At 72.4% G+C, this 232-nt stretch carries 1 protein-coding gene; it reads right to left on the reverse strand.

All coding sequences use genetic code 11. The features are described from left to right. A partial coding sequence (locus ACLQ22_RS32165; RefSeq protein WP_425695632.1) for a hypothetical protein occupies nucleotides 1-211 on the reverse strand: 211 nt, incomplete at its 3' end. Nucleotides 212-232: the final 21 nt, after the last annotated feature.

Consider the following 232-nt stretch of genomic DNA (forward strand, 5'->3'; position numbering starts at 1 on the left):
TAGCGGCCAACCTGGCGGCCAGATCCACCCGCGTATCGGTTGTGGTCGCCGCCCGGCGGGGCAAGCCACCAGCCAACGTCCGCCACAGCGGCGACACGCTACCGGCGCCGGCACGACGAAGCGCGGCCACGTCCACCCGGATCGGCACCAGCTGCGGCCGGTCAGTACGCACCGCCGCGTCGAACAACGCCAGGCCCTGCTCGGAGGACATGGCAAGAACACCGCCGCGTCG

It is taken from the genome of Micromonospora sp. DT178, from assembly GCF_049841695.1.
In the GTDB taxonomy this organism is placed as follows: Bacteria; Actinomycetota; Actinomycetes; order Mycobacteriales; family Micromonosporaceae; genus Micromonospora.